The following is a 22,725-nucleotide window of genomic DNA, read 5'->3' as shown; positions in this document are numbered from 1 at the left end:
CGACCAGCGCTCAGCGACCAGCGCTCAGCGGGCAGCTACCAGCTTTCACCAACTAATCCTTACTTCCCCGCGCTCATTTAAACCAGCCTTTTTCCTTAAAGCGAGTGATCGCTTCAATCCGATTCCCCACATCCAGCTTATCAAGGATAACTGAGATGTAATTTCGTACGGTACCGGTAGTAATGTACAGCTCACTGGCAATTTCTTTCGTATTTTTACCATCGGCGATCAGGCCGAGCACTTCCTTCTCCCGCTGAGTCAATGGATTCACTTCACCGCTGTAGGCTTCATCCATCAGCTCCGGTGCATACATGCGTCTGCCTGCCATAACATTCCGGATAGAGAGTGCCAGCTCTTCACTAGGACTGTCCTTCAGTAAATAAGCGTGAACCCCCGCCTTGAGCGCACGTTCGAAATATCCTGCCCGAGCAAAGGTCGTTAATATCATCGTTTTGCAGCCGCTATTCTTCAAGGCTTCAGCAGCGTCGAGACCACTCATCGCCGGCATCTCAATATCCATAATGCAGATATCCGGCTTAAGCTGCTGAACCATGGCAACAGCTTCTTCCCCATTGCTTGCTCGGCCCACAACCTTCATATCCTCTTCTAAATCAAGCAAAGAGGCCAGCGCCCCGAGTAGCATTCGTTGATCCTCAGCGATTACAATTTTTATCATTATAGGATGACCTCCGGTTCCTGATGCTTAAATGCATTGGGTACTTTAATCACAATTGTAGTCCCGCTATCTCTCACAATATCCATACAGCCATTTACAAATTCAAGACGTTCTCTCATACCTTGCAGCCCGTGACCTTTAAAATAAAGATCGTTCCCAGGTATTCCTTTCCCGTCATCTTGCACTTTTATGACTAAATCCGTTCGAGAGGGCTTAATCAGAATAGAGCAGGCTTGCGCTCCACTGTGCTTCACAACATTAGTGACTGCTTCCTTTATACACATGCTAAGTACATTTTCCGTAATCAATGAGGTATTGGTTAGCTTCGGATTTCCTTCCAATGTAAAATCAATTTCCGCAGCTGCAAGAAACTGCTGAATATGGATAAGTTCATCTTCAAGCCGAATGCCGCGCATTCGCGTAACCATTTCCCGAACCTCTTTCAGCGCACTTCTCGCCGTTTGTCGTACATCATTGATCTCTGCTTTTGCTTGGATAGGATTAGAGTCGATTAGCTTTCCTGCCAAGTCACTCTTCAGACCTATTAATGAAAGCTTCTGACCTAAAGTATCATGAAGATCTCGCGAAATCCGTTGCCGTTCTTCAAGTTTAACGAGTTCGGATATCCGCTTGTTCGCATCCTCCAATTGATCTTGCAACTTGCCTTGATTATTTCGGTTATAGGTACTAATTGGAAGTAGAATCACTGCAATCATACTTACAAGCACAAACGGTAGCTGACTAATAAACACTGAATTACGCGATAGCAGCTCATAATTAATCGTAATGATCGTAGTTAACAGATGAATAGAGTACAGTGTGAAGAAACCCACTCGATTCTGTATGTTCCCAATAAAAAAGGCTAGGAAAAGTGCAAAATACATATATCCGAACAAAAGCGTCATCGTTATAGACACTATAATTTGAACACTCGTCCAAAAATAAACCAACCAGCCCTTAGATACAAAAGAAAGTACATAACAAACAAAAAATACAGCGATCATCAAGATTCCCCAAACTACTTGATAGGTTGAGGAGGAGCGAAATATAAAATAAAACGGTAGAATGTAAAAAACGACCCACACATAAGGGCTGAGACCTGTGCTTTTATGAAAAATATGATGCCACTTTTGCATGACCGCTCTCCTTTTCACCATACATTACTCTCCTTATTCTAGCATAAATTCAGTGGAAATCTGTTGTTTCACTACCCCAAATAGAAAAAGATTAGAGCCACGAATGATTTCTCCGGCTCTAACCTTTCTTTATACTGCTATTTTGTTCGAACCTATAATATTTATTCTCCTTGGAGTCTAGTCTTATGAACTTGTAGGACTTCTGCTGCTGCAGCTGCTACCTTAGGTTGGTTTAGTCTCGACTTCATCTGTTTAAAGCTGATAAAGCACTTATTCTCTTCGTCCCAAAGACGGAAGTGTAGAGCCTTCAAGCTAGAACTAAGTGTTATAGTCGTCGCTTTTTGCAAGGGTGGCGTGGCATTATGTGCTTTTTCTAAATTATAGTTGGGTACCTTCGGACTTAAATGATGGACATGGTGGAACCCGATGTTCCCTGTAATCCATTGCAATAGCTTAGGTAGCTTGTAATATGAACTTCCCTCTACTGCAGCCATAACATAACTCCACTCCGATTCATTCTCGAAGTAAGAATCCTCGAACTGATGCTGAACATAGAACAACCATATTCCGAGAAAACCAGATACAAAAGCGATAGGCAATTGCACCATGATAAAGGCCTGCCAGCCGATCGCCCAAATAAGCAAACCATAGAGAGCTGCAATAGATACATTTGTTAAATAGGTATTCATCCGTTCTTTACGTCTTGCGCCTTTGGCATTAAAGCGATACTGGATCATAAATACAGCGATAGGTCCTATTCCGAACATCACGATCGGATTACGGTAAATACGGTAGTAAAGACGTTTCCAGAAAGAAGCTGCTTCATATTCGTCAACAGTCATAATCCATATATCGCCAATCCCTCTTTTATCGAGGTTACTAGAGCTGGCATGATGAATAGAATGGCTATGCTTCCACTGTCGATAAGGAACAAGCGTTAATACACCTGTGATCGTTCCGATAATGTCATTTGCTTTACGGTTCTTAAAGAATGAACCATGCGTACAATCATGAAAAATAATAAAAGTTCGAATTACAAATCCTGCTGCAGGAATGGCCAACAATAGGGTGAGCCAGTAGGAAACGGATAAAGAGAAATACGCTCCGCCCCATAACAGCACAAGTGGCCCTAAAGTATTAATGAGCTGTCTTATGCTCGCGTTGCGGTCGTTTTTTTCGTAAGGGGCTACACTTTTTTTAAGACTGGAGAGCTGTGATGTCTGTTTTGTAGTCATCTTTATCGTTTCCTCCTTGATGTGTCTGGCTAAGGATCTTTTTATCTATTCTAAGTATAGGAGATAAAGTGTCATCCTATAAGTCACAAACATCAAGTAAAGGGTATGATAATTGTCATACTTATGCCCTATTTTCATCCCTTTTGCTAATCAATCCATGTACTTCTTCGCTAATTGACCTGCCTCGCATGCTCTTCTCGGTATTCCGTAGGTGTCTGACCACTAGCTTTCTTGAAGACCTGGGTAAAATACCGTGAATCCTGATAACCCACAAGCGGAGCGATCTGATACACCTTCACATTACTACTTTGCAATATATACTTCGCTTTCTCCATTCGACAACGCGTAACATACTCTAGGAAGGTATAGCCTGTTATTTGTTTAAATAATGTACAAAAATGACTGACACTAAGGTCGGCAAGCTCCGATACTTCTTCAATACTTAAATCTTTATGGTAATTACTCTCGATATACCGTTTCGTCTTCTCGATAGCACTGCGTGTGTCCTCACGATTCACAGGTTTGCTTCCTTGATCCAGTCGCTCCCCAAATTCTTCCTTTAATGCAGACATCATTTCACTCAACGTACCCAAATGGTGTAGCTTGCTTAATAATCCATGTAGAGACCAATCCGAATGAAGAACCAAATGTTCAAAATGTCTGTATAGCACAACAACCATCTCCACCAGAAGTCGTTCTGCAATCTCCTTAGGAATAGCTAATGCTTCAATATATAGTGCCGTCTCATCAAATAAGGAAGACATTTGGTTTCTATTTAAAGTACGAATACTCTCGATCAGCGAGGTCTCCAGCTCTTTTGGATACTTCACTTCTGTATTGCCTGCGAAGGCTGTTTCCTCATCTATGAACACCCCGGCAAGTCCAGAATAGAAACGTTGATACAAAGCTTTTGCAGCCAAAGGATACACTGTGCTTAATTGATCAATGCCTTGTGTACAGCGGCTAATCCCTACTGAGCAGCTTAGCTTGGAATATCTTTTGATCCCTGTAATCAATAGTTCACCGAGTTCTCTTCTGCTCGCGCTTAGAGATCCAGGGAAGAGCAATACCCACTCTCCGTTATGAAAAGGGAAGACTGTAAGTACTCCATGCTCCAGGGACCACTCTTCAACAATATTACGGATCGCAAACAGCCACAGTCGTTTTTCTTCCACACTCCACTGCCCGGTCAACGCAGAATAATCATCCAATTGGACAACAGCCATGAAATAGCCATCTTCAAGTTCGCTATTTTCCAGCCATTTCAGATGCTCTAGCGGTCTTGCATTTCCCAGAGTGATTTCAGCAAACATCCGTTCACGAGCGAGCATTGACAGCATCTGCACGGAATGCAGCATCTGGTCGTTCTCTCTTTGGTCATCCAGTCTTGTTTTCGCTCGGTATAGCATTTCAACCAGTTCGTCATGATCGATAGGTTTTAGTAAATAATCAAAGGCTCCTTGACGCAAAGCTTCTCTCGCATATTCGAACTCCCCGTATCCACTTATAAAAATAAATACCAGCTTAGCATTCTTTGGCAATACTTCCTTCATCAAAGTGATTCCGTCAATCACAGGCATACGGATATCGCTGATTATAATATGCGGTGTAGTTTCTTCTATTAAGCGGAGGGCTTGTTCTCCATTTCGAGCCTCTCCCACAATTTCCATCTGGAGATCATCCCATGGAATAGCTACCTTTAGACTACGAAGAATAATCGGCTCATCATCTACGAGCAGTACTTTATATTTCTCTTCTATCTCATCCATTCCAGCACCTCCATGCTTATTGAACACTTGAGTTTTGGATCAGATTCCAGTATTCCATCGATGATGCCTGCACTAGCTTTAAAGCATGATCTGCAGACATTTCTTCGTTAATCATTTTTTCGATGACACTTAGGAACATTTTCTTAACTTCAGGTGATAATACGTTATCGTAAGGCACAAAGCTCTTGCGGTTCACTTCCATCATTTCCATCACTTGCGCGAATACCGGACCGGTCTTCTCCGGATCAAAAGCGATACGAATGGATGGAATTCTCAGTCCTTCATATACAATTCGGGTCTGAACTTCCTGCGTGTAAAAAGCCTTCATAAGATCCAAAGCAGCTTCCCGTTTAGCTCCATTTAGTTCGGAGGAAAGACCAATGCCAATGGTGTAACCTCCCGCAATCGAAGGCTCCTCTCCTTGCTTCAAGGCAGGAAATGGAATAACGCCTACCTCATTCTGAAAATCAGCTGGAGCCGCACTTCCAGAAAATAAATTGATATCCCAGTTCCCGTTTAAATACATTGCAGCCTTACCGCTTGCAAACAAACTTACTGCATTTTCAGTTGAAAGATCATTAGACTTGGAACTAAAAGCACCTTCTTTTATCCATTGATCCAAATGCTCAAAAGCCTTTAAATAGGCCTCATTCTGAAAGCTCGCTTGATCTTCACCTGTGATTAGCTTCTGGATCAGCTCGGAGCCAGCATAACGATCCATTAAATAATGTGCAAAAATCCCGGCGGGCCAGCGATCCTCATTCCCGAGTGCAAAGGGAATGTATCCTCCAGCCTTGAGCCCCAGTATGACATCATCGAGTTCTTGCAGCGTTGTAGGCGCCCCTAGACCCAGCTTATTGAATATAGTCTTATTGTAATACAGTGGTTCAGCGTTTCCTTCAATGGGCAATCCATAAATATGGTTATCAAAGGTCCATAGATGCAGATCCTTGAATTGATTGGTTAGACCGTTCTCTCGGACAAAGTCAGTCAGATCAACAAGACGATTAGAACGCACATATGGCTCTATTTCGGCCCCACCAAATAATACAAACATATCTGGTGGCGTGCCAGTAACCATCTCACTTTTCAGCTTTTGTTCACGATGTATCGTCTGGTCTAACCCTTCGAAATTAACTTTTATATTTGGATGCGCAATTTGGTATTTATCCACGATCTCTTCAAAGATAGCCAGCAGTGGCCGATCATGCTCTTTGATCCAGAAGTGACGGAAAGTCAGCGTTATTTTTTCTGGTGAATTATCTTCAATCGGTTCATGATCTCCTAAAGTAATAAATAGAACAGCGCCAGATATCAAGACTAGATATATCCACATCCAGCCCCACTTCAATAACCACTTCATGTCAATCTCCCCCTGTTTCCTCTGTATGATCGATTATGGCAGTATTTTTGGTATTCGGATTCGAATCGTTGAACCAAATCCAGGGGATGAACACACAAGTAAGCCATATGGACTGCCGAATCTGATAATCAGGCGCTCATGAACATTCTTAAGCCCTACACCACTGTCACTATATTTCTTCTGGCCGCCTCCCTCGTTATCCCATAGATTCATCATCTTGGCTAAGTCGAAGCCCGGACCGTTATCTTTTACGATAATGATCATATCCGTACCCATTTCATAGGCTGTGATTTCTATAATTCCAGGGTCCTCCATCGGCTCAATCGCATGGTACAATGCATTCTCTACAATGGGCTGAACAATCAGCTTTTGAGTCATAAACGTTCTAAGATTCTCAGGAAGATTTATAATATACGAAAATTTATCCTCGAAACGGAACTTCTGAATATCCAGATAATGGCGAACATGCTCAAACTCCATTTGCAGTGGTATCAGCTCTTGATTCTGACTAATGCTAATTCGCAGCAGCTTGCCGAGTGAAATGACCATTTTACTAATATCTTTATTGCCTTGCAGCACAGCCATTGAATTAATTGATTCAAGTGAATTATAAATAAAATGAGGATTAATCTGCGCCATTAAGGCCTGCATTTCTGCTTCCTTCTTCCGCCCCTGCTCCGTCTGCACCTGTACGATTAACTCGCTGATCTGTGAGCTCATTCGGTTAAAGCCATCAATCAGAAAATCACTTTCATCATCCGCACGATAACGTGTAGTGATAGGTGTAAATATCCCTTGCTTCACCCGCTTCATCCCGTTGACTGCGCTATTAATGCTATAAACGAGTCTTCTAACAAAATAGCGGTCAAATAAAATCGCCGATAACAATGAAACCGTACTCAAAATAATCGCAATATTGCGGATAGAAATGGATTCCGAAGAGATTAGATTCATTGGTGTAATCGCTGCCAAATACCAGTCTTTATTATGTGAAGGAAGGAAGGTTATGAGTGATTTTTCCCCCTGATAGTTGTCTATGTAATAGTTTTGTTCCTTAGCATAATCATTTTCTAAAAAAGGGAACTCGGTGCGCTGCCCTATATGTTCACCGGATTTGTTAAAAACTATATTCCCTAGCTTGTTCACTAGCAGAATATCCCCCTTCTTCAGAGTTGCTGCCTCCCAAAAAATCTGATCTAGTAAATCGGGTTTTACGTTAACGACCAAATAGCCGATATCTTCAAGTGAATAATAATCTTTGATCACTCTGGCTTGCACAAGTACCGGATGGCCGGATAATGCTGAACCATTCTCACCGGGTCCTGACCATACAGGGCGCCCCTCCGCACTTTCCATCGCATTAAACCAACTCTGCTTCTTCATGTCCTCAAAGGACATCGGTGCATTGTATTGATAGAGCAGCCGATCTTTGCCATATAAACTAAATGAAGTAATCATCGGATGATTAATCAGCAAATTGTTGAGCTCCTGCTTGCGATCATAAGTGAGCACAAAATTAGTCTGCTTAAGCGATTGTTGAATAACCGGTTGTGTGATTGCAGCATTTGTGATCGAGGAGATTTCGCTAAGTGCGAATTTGAGCTTTCGATCCGTTTCGAGCAGTGAAACCCAGTAGAAGTTGCTTGATTTTTTCTCCATAGCGTTGGAGAAATTAACATATGTGACGATCCCCATCAGGATCACTGGAATAAAGACGAGAAGAATAATAGCGAACAAGATTTTCCGGCGGAGCTTCATGGTATTCCCCTTCCCCCTGCTGTCTCTGTTCTCTAGTATTCTTCACGAAACCGCCTATTCCCTGTAAAGACCTAAAAGTAAGATCAGCTCTTGATAGCTCCTGAAGTAAGCCCCGCAATTACCCAACGACTAAATAACAAGAAGACGATTAGCAATGGCAAGGTCGCCGTAAACGTAGCTGACATGATCATTCCATAATCCAGACCGTCACGATTGGAGAATAACTGTTGGAGCGCGATTTGTATTGTAAAATGTTCTTGGTTCTTTAACACGACCAAAGGCCAAAAAAAGTCATTCCATACGGTCATAAAATTCAGTATGCCTAGTGTTGCCATAGCTGGAGTGATCACTGGAATGGCGATGTTCCAGAAAATCCGGAAATGTCCTCCGCCATCAATCCGTCCAGCTTCGATCAGTTCTGTATGTACAGCTGTAGAGATATACTGCCGCATCCAAAAGATCCCAAAAGCATTAACCATTGCCGGAACAATCAGCGCCTTAAAGGAGTCGATCCAGTGGAGCTTGGCCATAATGACATAAGTAGGTAACACACCAAGCTGCTGGGGTACAAATAGAGTAGCAATTACAAAGTAGAAAAGAATATTTTTAAACGGGAATTCATATTTAGCAAAAGCATAACCAGCCAATGTACAGAAAAATACGACCGATATGGTTACCATAGACGAGACGAATAATGAGTTTCCAAGGGCTTGGAAGAAATCCGTTTTATCCAGAACCCGCTGGAAATTATCAAAAAATTGGTTTCCAACCGTAAGCAAAGGGGGGACATGGAATACTGCGCCCCTATCATTTGTGCCAACTACAAACATCCAGTAAAAAGGAAAGATGGACACAAGTGCACCAAGAATCAGAATGAGATAAAACCCTACTTTGCCGAAAATCCCAAGATCATCCGGATCTTTTTTTAATAGACGCACAGTACTCACGCTTTACCCCCTCCTGTATCTCCACCCATGCGGCTTGAAACCAGCATATTAAGGACAGAGAATATGATTGTGACCACAAATAGTAGAACTGCTGTAGCCGCCGCCGTACCAAAGAATCCATTGCGGAATGCCTCACTGTACAAATAAGTAACCATAGTGATTCCTTCCTGACGGGTAGATCCCGTTCCTGATTGCCCCAAGAATACATAAGGTTCAGTAAACAACTGCAGCGCACCTATGGTCGAGAGCAAGGTAACGAATACGATAAATGGCTTTAGTAGTGGTAATGTAATGAAGGTTAATTGTTGCCTTCTGTTCGCTCCATCAATTCGGGCTGCTTCATACAAATCTGTAGGAATACTTTGAAGTCCTGATAGAAAAATAATGGCATTATACCCTGTCCAGCGCCACATCACCATAGTTGAAATCGCGATTTTGACTCCCCACCAGCCAGAGTTGAAGGCCACACTATCTAGCCCTAGACCGTTGAGCAACCAGTTGATCATCCCGTTATTCCCGAACAGTGTGCTAAACACCAGGGTAACCGCAACGATCGAAGTAATATTCGGCATGAAAAAGAGAACCCGGAACGTTTTTTTGAACCGGGTCATCCCCGAATTCAACAATACAGCAATCAAAAGTGCCAATAGGATCTGTGGAATCGTACCAAGCAGTCCCATAATTAACGTGTTGCTAAAAGAAATCCAAAAGGTAGGGTCGCTTGTGACCAGCTCATAATTTTTCATTCCTACGAATTTCATAGGATTCAAGGCATCCCATTTAAAAAATGAAAGGTAGATCGTAAAGAAGATCGGATATAGTCCAAATATCGAGAACAGAATAAAAAAAGGAGAGATGAATGTATAAGCGGTGATGCGGCTCCTTCTTTGTTCCGTTAAAAACGGTCGTTTGCTCTCGGCATGCGGACTTGCAATAACAGGCTCAGCCATGACACACCTCCAGGTAATCTAACGTATCAAGCAAAACGTCTTCGGCGTCCTTATAAGGACGGTAATCGTTTATGCGAGAATTAAAGCATAAAGTATTGCGTGAAACTTATACTTTCTTATAATTAAATCCGAATTCACAGAGAATACTGTTCTCTATGAATCCGGACCTTCAAGGCATTGCGCGCTTTCTGTTAGAAGTCTTAGCTGCGTTCAGCTAGCTTCTTCGCTTGTTTAACAGCTTCATCCCACTCTTTAGCCGGATCAGCCTTTTTCTCCAACACGTTTTTCAGTGCATTTTTGAAGAAGGTATCGGTTTGGTCATGAAGTGGACCGTAGTATACCGGTTTTACACGATTAGCTGCTTTACCAAATTCAACTGCGGTTTGTTGACCACCGAAGAATTCATCCTTGAAATCTACGAATGCAGGATCTTCGTACAGGGCAGGAATGGAAGGCATCAACCCTTTTGTCTTGAAGGATTCCAGTTGATTATCCTTGTTATCCATCCAAGCGATGAAATCATAAGCTTCTTTCGAGTGTTTACCTTCTTTAGGCAGGGTCAGGAATGAACCACCCCAGTTACCAGCACCTTCAGGAAGCTGTGCGATTTTCCATTTTCCAGTAGTATCTGGAGCATTACTCTTAACATTTCCCGCCATCCAAGCCGGTCCCATGACGACTGCAAAAGATCCATCGTTCATTCCTTGGCCCCATTCTGGAGACCAGAGCATTAGATTGCTGATCCAACCTTCTTGGATACCTTTAACCGTAAAATCATAAGCTTTGCGAACTTGCGGGTTGGTGTCTCCGATAAAGCTGCCATCCGCTTTGCTGAAGTAGATTTCATCCGCGGATTGGTCACGCAATGCATTAAAGGTAAGATCTGTAAGATCTACAAAAGGCTTACCTGTCTTTTCCTTGAAAGCTTTGGCTACAGCAGCGAATTTGTCCCATGTATCAATGGCTCCGCCGAATCCTTCCGGGTCACTTGGCAATCCGGCTGCTTCCGCCAAATCTGTTCTGTAATAAACAACGGTCGGACCGATATCTGTTGGTAAACCCAACTGGAAGCTGCCATCTACGGAAGAGGCTTGTTTCCATTTCCAATCCAAATAGTTCGCTTGAATATCTTTGGCTCCAAGATCATTCAGGTTATAGAATTTATCCTGTGCATTGATAAAGCGCTCCATGAAACCGATTTCAAGCTGGAAAATATCTGGTGCACCCGACCCCGCCGATAAAGCTGTGGTCAAATTATTATGATGAGCCGTTTGGTCACCCGTATTTTGAACCTTGATCGTTACGTTTGGATGTTCCTTCGTATACTCCTTCGCTAGATCCTCGTAGTTCACGTTGCCGAGTGTCCAGAAAGAAAGTTCAATTTTCTCAGCAGGCTCAGTACCCTCATCTTTTGTTGGTTCACTTGTGCTTGCTGCGTTGTTACCTGTATTTTTACTTGATGCGTTGTTCTCGGCGTTGTTGCCTCCGCATGCTGCCAGTGAACCTACAAGCATGATAGCGACTAACGAAAGTGCCAAGTGTTTTACTTTATTCATTCCCCTGTACCCCTTTCAAAGGTTTCTCTTACAAGATTTAGTGTACAGGGTTTATTTTCTTTTTTTGAGGAGGTAAACTTCCGATTTATGGTGGAAATACTTACGAACTCAAGATCAGCTTAAATAAATATTTCATACAGACCTATACCTACTAATAACAATCCACCGATAAGATCAGAATGTTTGCCTAGCCAGGTTTTGGACATTCGATTCCCGATTTGCATTCCGGCAGCAACAGTGATAAACGAAAAGGCACCCACTGAGATCGCTGTGAAGGTTGCGTTCACACCGCTGATCCCTGCTCCAAAGCCTGTAGCAATACAATTGATAGCCAGCGCTACACCCAGCCACACCGATTCTTGCCATCTTAAGACATGACGATAGCCAGTATCTGTAGAAGCTGTGCTGAGGACATTGGCCTCTATATCCATGCTTACACTTGAAGTTGGTTTCTTATACACCGCTCTAATACTCCAGAGTCCCATAAACAGAATCAAGCAGCCACCAATGGCATTGCCAAGTGCCTCCGAGAAATATTCTGAAACATATTCTCCTGAGGTAATTGAAAGGAATGTAGCCAGCATTGAAAGAACAGCAATGATCAGATTAGAGAGAGGTGTAATTTTTGTAGACCGTGCGCCAAAGGAAACGCCTATTCCTAAGTTATCCAAATTTGAAGCCAGACCAATAATAATGATGGAAAGCCAGTGCATATTTAAACCCCCTTAGTACATTCATAACTATGTTATGTCTGAAGTGGGCGCATAGAATTTTGTCCAAACAGGTTGCTCATAAAATGTTCGTCAGCTACTCTTATATTGGATTTTTCATGCTTCCGCAGGTATACTATTTTTATTTCTACCTTCATTAAATGATCAAAAGGAGTTTAATATCTATGCCGATTAACCGCCCGCTGTTTACAGACAGTGATTTCCAAGAAGCCGTTGACCGAAAATTACCTGTCCGAGTCTTTCAGGACGATCATTTGGTGAATTCAGGAGCAACCGTTGTCCGCTTCACTGATTTCGATGTCGTTATTCAGTCCAGAGTTAGTGATCTGACTTACTACTCCCGCAAGAGCTGCCAATTCTTTGAGGTTAGACCCTAAAAAAAGCCGGAACACAGTGACCCTAAGATCACTGCATTCCGGCTTTTTTCAGCAGACGTATGTAGTAGCTTTTACTTAATAATTCTGTATTTTCCATACACTTTCATTTTCTCATCCAACACTTCCTGAAAACTCTGCTTCTTCTTATTAGATCTCTCTTGCTTAGGATTGACCACGGGCTGAGGTCTAAAAAACTGATGATTGTAAGCCATAAGATGATGTACGATCACATTCATTGGATTTCAAACTCCTTCCGTGACGTTCCTGAAATTTGCAATTCTGCTAGACTGCTTATGGGTATTTACCCAGCTTCTCCAAAGTTCAAACCATTTTAACACATTCTTATTAAACAAAATGAATAATGATTCCTTTTTATAATTCTCTAAATAGATCTTTGTATATCACGTATATCTGTCCACGAAATAAGTGTAATCTGCTCATTGATAATCACTTGCTTAATTTCAATATCGTTTAGTAGAAGATATTCCAATTCTCTTTCTGTATAACATGTCGTTAAGGCTATTAACTGCTCCGTTATTTTAGCTGGATGTATCGTTAATTGGGTTATTCCAGGCTTTAAATTCTTTAATCGTTCAGTTAATCCCTTTTTCATTTCACTGTACGTAGCAGTGGGGTTAATACAATAAGGAAGAGAAACTATATCATCGATTAGTAGAATGCTCCTCTCTTTTGCTGAAGAAATTCTTTTTTTAAACCTTCTCAATTGATCCATATTAAAAAACGGTTGTTCTACTATCCTAGTAGGTAAATTGAAGGGTAGACGGTACTTTTCACATAGATCAAATGTTATTTCTAAAAAATCTCGGCCGGTAAATAATCCCATAATACTTCCCCCGTGACTATCCAGATGAGTTGGATCAATGCCATGTACAATTGCACTTTGGATCTGCGCTTCTATCTCTACTCTAACCTCATCATCAGCAGCGTTTCTTTCCAGAAGTGTGGCATCTATATGAAAATTCCCTTCCTCCGTAATTAAACTATTTAAATTCCTATTTTGGAATACGGGCCTGTACGGATGCTGCTCGCCACTTGTTAAAGTTAAATGAATACCCATATTCTTTATTCCTCTACAATTACTTATCTCCATTGCTTCATTCGAGTCTGGGCAAGGCATCATAATAGATGTGGATGTTATAGCTTTTTTTTCAAATAAATCAACAATAGCTTCATTAGTTCCTTTAGTGATTCCAAAATCGTCTGCATTAATAATTAACAAGCGCTCGTCAGCCGCAAAGCCTAATTTTTGAATCATGAACCTACCCCCTATTAATGAATGATTTATTTAAAAAATAAGGACGTAAACACCGTGAAGTGTTTGCGTCCTTACTGTGTAAAGCGTTCAATCGCTCCTTAGAGCCGTGGAAGCTTAAATCTAGCGCTGTGAAGGAAATCTAGCGTTCCCAAGACCTTTATTACTATGATCAACTTGACCTCTCATCAGTTCAAGCAAATATTCGGGATCAGCGTTCATATCTAACATTTTCATTGCATGTTTAGGAGCGAACCCTTCACTTACACTATGACTGATCATGGCTAGCAGTGGATTAAAATAGCCTCTTATATTCAGCAGCCCTATCGGTTTCTGATGAATCCCGATCTGCATCCAGCATAGGATTTCAAATAACTCATCAAAGGTTCCAAGACCTCCCGGCAGGGCAATAAACGCATCAGCCATACCGCTCATAATGGCCTTACGTTCATGCATACTAGAGACCTCAATCAGATTCGTTAACCCAGAATGCCTGATTTCATCTTTAAAAAGATCCACTGGCATGATCCCAACGACTTCTCCGCCATTGGATAACACTCCGTCGGCTACCTGTCCCATAAGGCCATTTCTTGAGCCTCCATAAACCAGCCTACACCCTTGTGCAGCTATATGATAACCCAATTCTCTAGCCATTTCCGTATATTCTGAGTTAAGACCTGGATTCGATCCGGCGAACACACATATTGTAAAAGCCATACCTATCACTCCAGACTGGTTATTATGGTTCAATTGAGATTAATTCACTAATTGTACCTTAGAATATTAAAATAAGTGTTAAATGAAAGTTATCTTTTTGTTGGAACCTCACTTTTCGCTTGCGGGAGGATCATTACAGCTATAAAAGTAGAACAAACAGCTAAACTAATCATCCGTAGTTTCCTTGTTAATAAGTTCGTCTTGATTTTCCCTTCTTATGATATTATTGTAATTATTATTCATCTTACACCAAGACGCTATTAAGCTGCTCAAAGTTGTATTATTTTTAAACCCCGGGATTCAGATTGCTTTGAATTATGGTATAATTAGCTGCCTTAGATCTACCTTTTCAATCGTAATACCGGAACCAAATGATTATGGAGGGAAGTTATGCTTAAATTTATAGGTGTTTTACTGCTCTTCAGATTAGTGGGCAACCCTTTTCTGGCTATTATTATCCTGCTTCTTATCTTGTATTTCTTGGATCGGCGATATGTGGGTATCTTCCCCAGCATTACAAAGCCCTTCAAAAGAATGCGTCAAATTTCCAAGCTACGTACAACCATTTCTTTAAATCCAAATGATGTTTCATCCAAATTTGATTTAGCGCGGAGTTTGGCAGAACGTAAAAAATACAGGGAAGCGAAGGATCTCCTACTTCAAATCGAGGATCGTTATGAACAATCTGCCGAATATTGGGTAGAACTTGGACATGTGAATCTAAAACTTGGTGCTTTGGAGGAAGGCGAGGCACAGACGCTTCGCGGTCTGGAGATCAACCGTAAGGCTCAATATGGACAGCCGTATCTTTGGTTAGCGGAAACCTTCCGCCATACGAATCATGATAAAGCATTACATTACGTTACTCAGTATCAAGAAATCCAGTCTTCTTCTTCTGAGGCGTATTATCTAGCTGGCTCGATGTATAAAGCGCTTGGCAGATCAGAGGATGCAAAACGAGCTTTCGAAGAATCCACCGCTGTTTATCGTTCACTCCCTAAATATAAAAAACGGCAGGAGCGCGGTTGGGCGTTGCGCAGCTTTTTCGCCAAGATGAAATAAACTTGACCATTCCTTAACCCAAAAATGGAGATCACTTCTGATTATCAGAAATGATCTCCATTTTTTATAATAAATTAGGGAAAACGATGTTATTAGTTCGTCACTAATTTCCAAAGCGATAATGCCGACTCCGGATTCCAGTTGGTATCACCGAAACTTCTAAATGTCACTCGAGCTTCATAAACGTTACCCTTGTATTCAACTTTTGTTCCTACAATGTACAACCCGGTGGCATTCCAAGCTGCTACATCTGGTAATACGGGTTTCACAAGGGTTGTGACTGTATACAAAGAGCTCTTGTCTGAAATATTACCAGCAGCGTCTACAGCTCTCACATGATAATTGTATGTAGTGGAAGCTTGCACCGTTAAATCCGTAAAGGAAGTTCCCTTAGTTTGGGTCAATTCAATACCATCTCGATACACAACATAATGATCAACACCTACATTATCTTGGGCGGCATTCCACATTAAATTAACACTATTGTGCTTCACTGACATGGTATGCAGCCCCTCAACCATCGAAGGCTTCACAGTATCTGGTGTTTCCACTGGAGGTATAACCACTTCCGGGTTTGGTGTGCTAACAACAATAATATTACCTCCGCCTGACGTGTTCCCTGCACGATCCACCGCAACAATATAATATGTATAAATTTTACCTGGTTCTACAGTAATGTCTTTAAAGCTCGTTGTTGAGGATGTTCCGATTCGTTTCGCTATACCGACGCTATCCCCGCGATAAATCATGTAATGATCTACGCCTAAGTTATCTGTTGCAGCATTCCACATAAGCTCTACACTGCCCGATTCTACATTCATCGTGTGTAACCCTGTTACCGTTGACGGCTTCTCCGTGTCTGGTTGAACCCCAGGTCCTGATTCACCGTTCTTTAGATTCACATCAATGACTTGGTAGAAGGCATTCGCCGTATCATCAATATCCCATACCGCCAAAATAACATGGTATCCACTGCGGTCAGTTGGGACATTTACTTTATGTGTCACAGAACGCTCTGGCTGTTTACCGCCATTCTCAAAAGTTCCAATAAGCTCTAAATCGGAACGTTTAATTGGCGCATTAGGATTCCAACCTTTTTTCGTAATGTAGTAATGCCATTTTGTTGTTCTATGTTGTGCTGTAAGATACCACGTGATGTCATTTACTCCGCCAACCATATCGTGCTTAATCCAGCGATCACTGGATTGCTGATCCAGAATTCCTCCGAACATGCCACCCGCAGATGCAATCTTCCCGTCTGCAGGACCCGCCAGTGGGAAGCCCTTTGGTGCCTCTAGACTCTGTGGCTCATATTGAACAGAACCCACATTATTCGCTGCACCAAGCTTCGCACGACTTGCTGGTTCGGATACATAACCGTGTCCTAACGCTTTATCGGTATCGATAAGTCCTACTCCGGCAATAACCCCCGCTGTGATAACAAATGGAGCGACCTTCTTTGCGATACTGCTGTTCTTCATGTTTACTTTCATCATTCATCATCTCGCTTTCTAGTTGTAATTTGAAGACATTGAAAACGAATCCAATGTTATTATAATTTTCAGAAAACATAATAACAATAACCTAAAGAACCAAACGACAATGGATAAAAGACCCATGACAATTGAACGGATTAGTAGTTCTCCCTGCTAATAATGCCCCATCGAAACGATTCATTCTACTCAAATAAACAGCCAGCCACCGATAAATATATCGGTGGCTGGCTGCAAAAAAACAACTTGTTATGACTTCTGATTCATAAATGGGGTATAGTCCCATTTACATATTTAAATCCTGCTTGTTAGCTTCTCCACTCTGTTTAACCGAAAATGGCCACCAATTTCCTCGGCCGAAGATCCGTACCATTACAGGGACAAAGAACGGCAGGAAGATTAAAGCATACAAGGCCAATCCTACGAGCACCACTGTAGCAATCTGCATCATCGACAATACTCCAGAAGGATACATCGAAGCGAAGGTACCACCCAGAATAACTACAGCTGAAAGGATTACTGTACCCATATTGCGCATAGCGTGTAGAATCGCTTCTTTTACCTCCCATGTTTTATTTTCGTTAAACCGGGCCATTAAGAAAATGCTATAATCCACACCTAGTGCAATCAGCATAACAAAACTAAAGAATGGTGTCGTCCAGGTAATCCCTTCATAGTGCAGAAGATTAACGAAAATAGCCTCTGTAACGCCCAACGCTGAAAAGTAAGTGATCAAAAGTGAAATGATAAGGTAAATCGGCATTACGATTGAACGAAGCAGCAACACTAATATGATGAAAATACCGCTCAGCATCAAGATTACTGTACGCGTATAGTCTTCATTGGAAATGTTCCGCAAATCGCTTTGACTGCTTGTAACCCCGCTAATAGCTGTTTCAGCATTTTCAAGCTTCGTACCTTTAACTGCGCGATCTACTGCTTTTTGAATATCACCCACACTATCTATAGCCTCTGAGCTGTATGGATTCTCTGTGAATACCACGTCCAACGTCATCACCTTACGGTCATCAGACAAGTACGTATCAAATACCTGCTTTATACCTTCAGCTTTAAGTGCCTCAGCTGGTACGAAGAATCCGCTCAGTTCTTCATCCTTAGCCGCTTGAATCTGATTCAAGTATTCTTGTGCCGAGCCCAGACCGCTTGTAATTTGCTTCAATCCATCAGCACTATCGCTTAGTCCAGTGGTTAAGGCTCCAATCTGACCTGTCAATTCACCAAAACCATCTGCAAGCTGCTTCTGTCCGCCTTGCAATTGGTCAAGACCACTTGTGATAGATGGAATCTTATCTACGATCTGCCCTTGACCTGCTGCCGCCTGATCGAGTCCAGCTTGCAGCTGACCGATTCCAGCTACAAGCTTAGCTAAGCCTTGTGCGAGCGCGGTTTGCCCAGCTGCAGCTTTGGCATAACCGGCATTCGCCTCATTTAAACCAGTAGCTGCACCTTTAAGCTGTTCTGAAACCTGACCAAGGCCGGCTGCTAGCTGTGCTGCACCCGTACCACTTTGTGCTACTGTACCTTTGATCGTCAAATAATTTACATCCTGAACCATTTCCGGATAACTGCTCTCAAGGCCAGCAAAGGAACCGTCCAGTCCTTTTAATGCCTCTGCTACCCCTTGCAGCTGCTTCGGAAGCTGCCCGAGTCCTTCACCCAGCTGGGTTAAGCCACCACCGATTTTTTTATAGCCCTCAAGTAACTTCGCATTTGCATCTGCTAATTGTTTAGCACTTGTTGCTGCCTGCTGAAGACCGGCTTTGATCTCTCCCGCACCCGCTGAGCCACTCTTAATCCCGCTCTCAATCTGGGTGAGCCCAGCACCTAAAGCAACGATTCCATCTTTGAGATCAGCTGTGCCCTCTGTCAGCTTAGCACTTCCTGCAACAGCCTCTGTAAGTTTCGGAGCATTATCGCTAAGCTGTTTACTGGCTTCAGACAAGCCGGTTTGAATCTTGGTCAGTCCTTCATTACTCTGGTCCAGTCCAGCAGAAAGAGTACCCACCTGATTCGGAATCAAGAAATCACTAATCAGCTCACCTGTTGGACGGGACATACTCCGAACAGATTTTACACTATCCACTTTTTCCAGCTCGCGGCTAATTTTCTCCGCAAGTCCCAGATATTCTGAATTGTCCATACGATCATCATTCTTGATTACGATCTTGCCAGGCATCGATTCACCTGGTCCGAAGCTCTCTGAAATAATATTAAAACCTTTTACCGAAGCATATTCTGAACCAATTTCCTCCAGGCTGTTAAAGGACAGCTTACCGCTATAGGTAACTAAGAAAGGGGCTACGATTACTGCAACAATTAGAAGAGCGGCCCACGGTCTTTTTAAAGAAAAAGAACCTGCCCATCCCCAAATACGGCTCTCACTATGCTCCAACTTGCCACGGGAGGGCCAGAATAGCTTTTTGCCTAGAACAGCCATAAAGAATGGAACAATCGTCACAAGTGCCAATAGCATAACTGCAATACCAACTGCAACAGCTACTGCTGAACGATAAAGAATAAATTTCGATAACCCAATCGCTACAAAACCTACAAACACTGCTAAGCCCGAATAGAACACCGTTCCTCCAGCTTTTCGATAAGTTGCAATGATTGCACTTTTAGTATCTTCTGCGGTCATCAATTCTTCTTTAAAGCGACTGATCAGCAAAATACAGTAATCCGTACCAATTCCGAACATGACTGCAACCATAAAGATTTGAGTAAAGGTAGATAAAGGAAAATCATAACGGTCCACCAAAAAAGCCACGACAGATTGGGATACAATATAGCTGATACCCACTGTCAGCAGCGGTACAAAAGGCGCTACGAACGAACGAAACACGACGAATAGAATAAGTAGGATAAAGACAACTGTAATATACTCCGACTTCTTTAGCCCTGCTTCTGAGCTAGCAATCATATCCTCTGTAATCAGACCTTCACTCGTCAAATAATGATCTGCTTTAACACCTGAGAGCATCTCATCCACTTTATCTGGCAGCGCAGTAACAGCCTCTCCTTCACCTTTTACGGACAACGCCACCATAATGGTCTTGCCATCTTTGGCAATCAGTGTATCTTTAAGCTCACTTTGTGAAAAAGGATCGGTGATGGAATCTAACTGCAGAGATTCCTTATTCGCAGCCAGCTTCTCAACGCCTTGTTGAATACTTTCTGTTTCTTCCACTCCGATTCCCTTCGGGTTATTGAACACAAGGGCTACTTGATGGAGCGATTCGCCTCCCTTGTCGCTTGACGCTTCCTTCATGATTTCTGCTGCTCTAGATGAAGGGTATCCCTCTGGAACGGTAACCTGCCCCTTCTCACGGACAAGATCAGAGAAAGACGGGGCCGTCATCACTAGCACCACCGCTACAGCGAGCCAGATTGCGATAACCGCCCATCTTGCTTTTAGAATCGTCTTCATTGGCTCTTCCCTCCATTATCATTCTGAATTAGACTTGCCAGTTTCTCAAACATCATGATGAACGTCTCAATATCCTTCTTTTCAAAATGAAACAAATACGGGGCCACTACTTCATGTACTTGCGACTCAGCTGCTTCAAATACTTTTTTACCATGCTCTGACATCGATAAATACACCTGACGACGATCATTCTCATCACGGGTTCGCTCGATAATGCCCGCTTGCACCAGTCTGTTGATTATTGCTGTAATGGAGCTTTTACCCACGCAAAAAGTTTCTGCCAGATATGTAGACGTACATTGTTCCTGAGCATTAATCAGACGCAGAATTTGATACTGATCATTCGTTGTATCTGCAGCAATGCTATCTTTAATTCTTGCGGCTACTTGTCGAGTCACCATCATATAAGCATCCATATAACGGTTAATCCAATGCTGAACTTCATCTTCCAAAGCTTCCTACCTCCAAATATAGTTCAACTGTAGAACAGTTTCATTGTCAAACTATAATCCTATTTATTTCAAAAGTCAACTTTACAATTCTAAGGAATAATTTAAAATGTATCCCACAAAAAAACAGGCCGAGAGTTCATCTCGACCTGCCATTGTATGTCTTCTAACAACTGTTTATTCCTCATCCTCGATCTCTTCTACTTCATAAACACATCTCAGCGTTTCAATGCCTGCTGCATTTTCGCCGAGGCTGTACACCATGAACCCAAGACTACGGTAGAAATCTGCAGCAATCTCATCCTCTGTTTCAGCTACCAGATAACGCGGCTGACGCGTAGTAAGCAGCTCCAGAATCATTCCCCGTGCATAACCTTTTCCTCTGTTCTCTGGCAATACAGCAATATGCCGAATATCCAAAGAACCATCTTCTGTTTCTTCAAAGCCTACAAGACCAAGCAGTAATTCTTCCTCTTCCCAGCCATATAAATTTAGCGCGGCTTGTTCGCTATACTCAGACGAAGTCTGCTGTAGAGCATTCGGATCATCTATGACCGCATAAGTCAGCAGCTCATTCACCTCAGGTGTACCAATGAGGGGTTTAAGATCAATCAACATTCTTCACATTTCTCCTTCTTTGTTCCTTCTACAGCTAATCACTCGAAACAATCCGTAGCCTGTCCACACACCCAGCATGTTTAAAAGTAAATCATCGATATCGAAGCTTCCCACATGCAGCAGCATTTGCAAGCACTCCAAAAGCAGTATACAAGGGACAGCATAGAGCGAAATCCTAAGCCAAGAAACCGGACGTACCTTTACTAATGGCGAAAGAAAACCAAATGGAATAAAAACTACAACATTTCCTAGCAAATTTACTAGCCGATTGATAAGTGATAAACCGTTATCCAAGTTGAAATAAAGTGACACCGTGCGAAATGGAACCAGATTATACTGAAGAGGACCTCCGGTATGTACCTCACGTCCAAATCCGATAAACATCCAATAGATAACAGTAGCACTATACAGAGTTAGCACTACCCGTGTCAATCCTTTTAGCGGCCATGAACGGTAAGTTTCTTTATGTCTACGGTTAATCAATTCTTAGGCTGAGCTTCAATAATTTCGATACTTCCATCAAGTTTACCTACGATCGCCATCGCTGCAATTCCAATAAATAGGCCATGATCTACAACACCCGGGATGTTTTGGATGGTCAGCGCAAGCTTTGGTGCAGCTTCTATCGCTTCAAATCGGCAGTCTGCAATGTAATTGCCATTATCCGTCTTGTACAACTCTTCTCCGCTGCGACGCAATTCAGGTTGGCAACCCAGTTTGGCAAGCTCTGCCACAGTCCATTCCCACGCGAAAGGAACGATTTCCACCGGCAACGGAAATTTTCCCAGCGTGTTTACAACTTTACCTTCATCGGCAATCACAATCATTCGGGTACTATTACTAGCTACAATCTTCTCACGAAGCAAAGCGCCGCCGCCGCCTTTAATTAGTTGCAGACTGCTGTCTAGCTCGTCCGCCCCGTCAATGGTTAGGTCCAGACTATCAATATCACCAAAAGCAACAAGTGGAATCCCTAGCTCTCGTGCTTGCTCTTCGGAAGCTCGTGAAGTAGCTACTGCGGTAATTTTCAAGCCTTCACTGACTCGTTCACCGAGCTTGCGGATTGCCCAGTAGGCAGTTGATCCCGTACCCAGACCTACCTTCATTCCATCTTCTACATATTCCACTGCTTTTTCAGCTGCTAGTTGTTTAACGTTGATACTCATT

The 22,725-nt window shown here is 42.5% G+C and carries 21 protein-coding genes; 2 read left to right on the top strand and 19 right to left on the bottom strand.

Annotated elements, in window-relative coordinates:
• Window positions 1–73: 73 nt before the first annotated feature.
• The 10 genes from CA598_RS05290 to CA598_RS05245 all read right to left on the bottom strand — a co-directional run bounded on the left by CA598_RS05290 (window position 74) and on the right by CA598_RS05245 (window position 12,103).
• On the bottom strand, window positions 74–676 hold the full coding sequence (locus tag CA598_RS05290) for a response regulator transcription factor (RefSeq protein WP_042126995.1): 603 nt from the start codon (window positions 674–676) through the stop codon (window positions 74–76).
• A complete protein-coding gene (locus CA598_RS05285) occupies window positions 676–1,812 on the bottom strand; it encodes a sensor histidine kinase (RefSeq protein ID WP_094868661.1) in 1,137 nt (378 codons plus the stop codon). Before CA598_RS05285 ends, CA598_RS05290 begins: the two co-directional genes overlap by 1 nt.
• Before the next feature lie 161 nt (window positions 1,813–1,973).
• The gene (gene desA / locus CA598_RS05280; RefSeq protein WP_094875713.1) at window positions 1,974–3,047 is read right to left on the bottom strand and encodes a Delta(5) desaturase DesA; all 1,074 of its coding nucleotides are present in this window, start codon (window positions 3,045–3,047) and stop codon (window positions 1,974–1,976) included.
• A 170-nt stretch (window positions 3,048–3,217) separates the two neighbouring features.
• Window positions 3,218–4,816, bottom strand: a complete 1,599-nt coding sequence (locus CA598_RS05275; RefSeq protein WP_094875711.1) for a response regulator — start codon at window positions 4,814–4,816, stop codon at window positions 3,218–3,220.
• A 16-nt stretch (window positions 4,817–4,832) separates the two neighbouring features.
• A complete protein-coding gene (locus CA598_RS05270) occupies window positions 4,833–6,179 on the bottom strand; it encodes an ABC transporter substrate-binding protein (protein WP_094868593.1) in 1,347 nt (448 codons plus the stop codon).
• Window positions 6,180–6,212: 33 nt separating this feature from the next.
• Entirely contained in the window at window positions 6,213–7,937 is a 1,725-nt protein-coding gene (locus tag CA598_RS05265; protein WP_094875709.1) for a cache domain-containing sensor histidine kinase, read from the bottom strand.
• A gap of 83 nt (window positions 7,938–8,020) precedes the next feature.
• Entirely contained in the window at window positions 8,021–8,884 is an 864-nt protein-coding gene (locus tag CA598_RS05260; RefSeq protein WP_094868591.1) for a carbohydrate ABC transporter permease, read from the bottom strand.
• Window positions 8,881–9,834: a carbohydrate ABC transporter permease gene (locus CA598_RS05255; RefSeq protein ID WP_094875707.1), complete on the bottom strand. Its 954-nt coding sequence runs from the start codon at window positions 9,832–9,834 to the stop codon at window positions 8,881–8,883. Before CA598_RS05255 ends, CA598_RS05260 begins: the two co-directional genes overlap by 4 nt.
• A 200-nt stretch (window positions 9,835–10,034) precedes the next feature.
• Entirely contained in the window at window positions 10,035–11,390 is a 1,356-nt protein-coding gene (locus CA598_RS05250; protein WP_094868589.1) for an ABC transporter substrate-binding protein, read from the bottom strand.
• 119 nt (window positions 11,391–11,509) lie between these two features.
• Complete coding sequence (locus CA598_RS05245; RefSeq protein ID WP_094875705.1) at window positions 11,510–12,103, bottom strand: manganese efflux pump; 594 nt, start codon at window positions 12,101–12,103, stop codon at window positions 11,510–11,512.
• Window positions 12,104–12,285: 182 nt separating this feature from the next.
• Between CA598_RS05245 and CA598_RS05240 the strand changes: the two genes are divergently transcribed.
• Entirely contained in the window at window positions 12,286–12,498 is a 213-nt protein-coding gene (locus CA598_RS05240) for a hypothetical protein (RefSeq protein ID WP_042126976.1), read from the top strand.
• Window positions 12,499–12,569: 71 nt separating this feature from the next.
• Here CA598_RS05240 and CA598_RS32120 read toward each other — a convergent pair whose 3' ends face one another.
• From CA598_RS32120 to CA598_RS05230, 3 genes are all read right to left on the bottom strand, one after another.
• On the bottom strand, window positions 12,570–12,734 hold the full coding sequence (locus CA598_RS32120) for a hypothetical protein (RefSeq protein ID WP_179281484.1): 165 nt from the start codon (window positions 12,732–12,734) through the stop codon (window positions 12,570–12,572).
• 146 nt (window positions 12,735–12,880) lie between these two features.
• Window positions 12,881–13,774 carry a polysaccharide deacetylase family protein gene (locus CA598_RS05235; protein WP_094875704.1) on the bottom strand — a complete coding sequence of 298 codons (894 nt, stop codon included), beginning with the start codon at window positions 13,772–13,774 and terminating at the stop codon, window positions 12,881–12,883.
• A 120-nt stretch (window positions 13,775–13,894) separates the two neighbouring features.
• Window positions 13,895–14,488 carry an LOG family protein gene (locus CA598_RS05230; protein ID WP_094868585.1) on the bottom strand — a complete coding sequence of 198 codons (594 nt, stop codon included), beginning with the start codon at window positions 14,486–14,488 and terminating at the stop codon, window positions 13,895–13,897.
• 390 nt (window positions 14,489–14,878) lie between these two features.
• On the opposite strand from CA598_RS05230, the gene CA598_RS05225 reads away from it, so the two are divergent.
• Window positions 14,879–15,550 carry a tetratricopeptide repeat protein gene (locus CA598_RS05225; protein WP_094868584.1) on the top strand — a complete coding sequence of 224 codons (672 nt, stop codon included), beginning with the start codon at window positions 14,879–14,881 and terminating at the stop codon, window positions 15,548–15,550.
• A 92-nt stretch (window positions 15,551–15,642) separates the two neighbouring features.
• On the opposite strand, the gene CA598_RS05220 is transcribed toward CA598_RS05225, so the two are convergent.
• The 6 genes from CA598_RS05220 to rpiA all read right to left on the bottom strand — a co-directional run bounded on the left by CA598_RS05220 (window position 15,643) and on the right by rpiA (window position 22,718).
• Window positions 15,643–17,043, bottom strand: coding sequence for a lytic polysaccharide monooxygenase (locus CA598_RS05220; RefSeq protein WP_094875716.1), 1,401 nt, complete (start codon window positions 17,041–17,043; stop codon window positions 15,643–15,645).
• A 286-nt stretch (window positions 17,044–17,329) separates the two neighbouring features.
• Window positions 17,330–20,491, bottom strand: a complete 3,162-nt coding sequence (locus tag CA598_RS05215; RefSeq protein ID WP_094875702.1) for an MMPL family transporter — start codon at window positions 20,489–20,491, stop codon at window positions 17,330–17,332.
• Window positions 20,488–20,943 carry a MarR family winged helix-turn-helix transcriptional regulator gene (locus CA598_RS05210; RefSeq protein ID WP_094875700.1) on the bottom strand — a complete coding sequence of 152 codons (456 nt, stop codon included), beginning with the start codon at window positions 20,941–20,943 and terminating at the stop codon, window positions 20,488–20,490. The genes CA598_RS05215 and CA598_RS05210 overlap by 4 nt, the downstream gene beginning before the upstream one ends.
• Before the next feature lie 174 nt (window positions 20,944–21,117).
• Window positions 21,118–21,558 carry a GNAT family N-acetyltransferase gene (locus CA598_RS05205; RefSeq protein ID WP_094875698.1) on the bottom strand — a complete coding sequence of 147 codons (441 nt, stop codon included), beginning with the start codon at window positions 21,556–21,558 and terminating at the stop codon, window positions 21,118–21,120.
• Between the two features lie 3 nt (window positions 21,559–21,561).
• Window positions 21,562–22,041, bottom strand: coding sequence for a VanZ family protein (locus CA598_RS05200; protein ID WP_094875697.1), 480 nt, complete (start codon window positions 22,039–22,041; stop codon window positions 21,562–21,564).
• On the bottom strand, window positions 22,038–22,718 hold the full coding sequence (rpiA, locus tag CA598_RS05195) for a ribose-5-phosphate isomerase RpiA (RefSeq protein ID WP_143812389.1): 681 nt from the start codon (window positions 22,716–22,718) through the stop codon (window positions 22,038–22,040). Before rpiA ends, CA598_RS05200 begins: the two co-directional genes overlap by 4 nt.
• Between the last annotated feature and the right edge of the window lie 7 nt (window positions 22,719–22,725).

Source organism: Paenibacillus sp. VTT E-133291, assembly GCF_002264395.1.
GTDB classification, from domain to species: Bacteria; Bacillota; Bacilli; order Paenibacillales; family Paenibacillaceae; genus Paenibacillus_AQ; species Paenibacillus_AQ nitricinens.
Note: the sequence above shows the minus strand (reverse complement) of the source record. Positions and strands in the feature narration are given on the sequence as shown.